This window comes from Oleiphilus sp. HI0066 (assembly GCF_001635725.1).
This window is the reverse complement of record NZ_LWFH01001081.1, coordinates 1-1,923: the sequence shown is the minus strand read 5'-3', so window position 1 is coordinate 1,923 and position 1,923 is coordinate 1. Positions and strand designations below refer to the sequence as shown.

The window sequence follows — 1,923 nt, the reverse complement described above, 5'->3', positions numbered from 1 at the left end:
GCTGAAGAATCCTCGTATATTTCAGGCATTGTGCTCCCAGTAGACGGAGGATGGAGTCAAACTGGCGCGACATCGGTCATGGATAAGATGTCGCGCATGCTCGACACCATGAAACCATAATTAACATAACAACGACAGCGCGCTGACAAAACTCACGCGCGTTGTCAGTACCGAATCGAAATAACATAAGTTGGTTACGATAGGACAAGCAAGGAAAAGCGCATGAAAATCACCCTAAGAAAGACACTCGACTCGGACACCAAACCACGCTTACTCACTTTATTGAACCTTATCGCCAATAACGAGATCAGAACGCATTTGCTTTACTCGGAATTAATAAAGCATCATGCGTGTCATGTGGGCAGAGACCAGCATTTATTATCTTGTTTTCACACAGCCTTGACCGAAGATAAAGATCACTACCAATGCATTGAGCATTGCATTGAACTTATCCAAGGCCCGAAAGCGCCCACAAAAACGAGAAACAAACACTACCCTAGCACACAATTAAAAAGCTCTTTTTCTAAGTTACTTAAAAGCCTCTATTTAAGCGAAGCCTCTTCAGTTCAAGCCTACTCTGAAATTTGCACCATGACCCTAGAAAAAGACTATCGCTTATTCGATCTTGCCTATCGCAACATGCATGAAAACATTGTGCACCTCGACGCTGTAGAAGAGGCACTAAACACTCACTGCCAACATCCTCTTACACATTAAGGCACAACTCTTTATGACAACGTGGCTACTCGCAAAGATAAACTACCCAAGTCCAGATTTAACATGGCGGGAAACACCGCGTTTACTGGTCAAAGAACTAATACTTCTTACACCCTTTCTATGCTTGATCGGCATAATATATATCGTCGACAAAACCTTATTTGGGCTTATCGTTGAAACCATGAGCGATGCATATATCGCTGTCAGCGTCTTTGTCTCGATCACGCTAGCAGGCTTCTACTACCTTGACCGTCACTTAAAAGCGGATCTTCGAGAATTACTTAATCGAAAATCTATTCTCCAAGTCCCAGTAGCTGCTTTTTTAGGTGCACTACCAGGTTGCGGTGGCGCTATTATTGTAGTCACTCAGTTCGTGAATGGCAGTATGAGCTTCGGTGCACTTGTCGCAGTATTGATTGCAACAATGGGGGATGCCGCATTCTTACTCATCGCGAAAGAGGCGGAAACCGCCGCACTCGTATATGGATTAAGTTTATGCGCAGGAATTGTTTCTGGCTATATCATTAACGCCGTACATGGGCACGACTATCTAAAGAGGAAATCTGACGAAACACAACTGAATACATTCAGCTTCTCGCGTACAACCCCTCTCAAGGTATATGCATTTATAGGGGTACTTGTTCCGGGTGTAATCTTTGGTTTACTTGAGGCCTTTCTGGTAGACACTAATGCTTTATTTGGCGCATGGACTGACTATCAGCCCGTTACTTGGTTGGGTTTTATTGGGGCTTTGCTCTGCATCTCTGTTTGGGTTGGTCAACCATTAGACTCTTGGTCGGCACGTTTTGCGGAAAAAACCGATATCAAACACCTGAAAGAGACCGTCGTCGCAGAAACCAGCTTTATTTCAGTTTGGGTTATTTTAGGCTTTCTCAGCTATGAATTTCTGGTATATAGCTATGGCCTTGATCTACAATCTGTGTTCCAACAATTAGGTGGTCTGGTGATCCTTTTTGCTGTTCTAATCGGCTTCATTCCCGGTTGCGGCCCACAAATCGTAACAACCACTCTTTACCTTAACGGTGTCATTCCTCTGTCAGCTCAATTGGCAAACGCAATTAGCAACGATGGCGACGGATTATTTCCAGCACTAGCACTCGCGCCTAAAGCCGCATTTAACGCGACCCTCTACAGCGCCATTCCTGCATTGCTATTAGGCTATTGCGCGTACTTCTTAGGCTGGTA

General features: G+C 44.5%; 2 protein-coding genes. Both read left to right on the top strand.

Going from position 1 to position 1,923, the window contains the following annotated elements; genetic code table 11:
• Positions 1–222 precede the first annotated feature (222 nt).
• Positions 223–717 (top strand): hypothetical protein, encoded by a 495-nt coding sequence (locus tag A3738_RS13640; RefSeq protein ID WP_068478131.1) that lies wholly within the window; start codon positions 223–225, stop codon positions 715–717.
• Positions 718–730: 13 nt separating this feature from the next.
• Positions 731–1,923, top strand: a 1,193-nt coding sequence (locus A3738_RS13635) for a putative manganese transporter (protein ID WP_068763644.1), incomplete at its 3' end; no start/stop codon positions are given.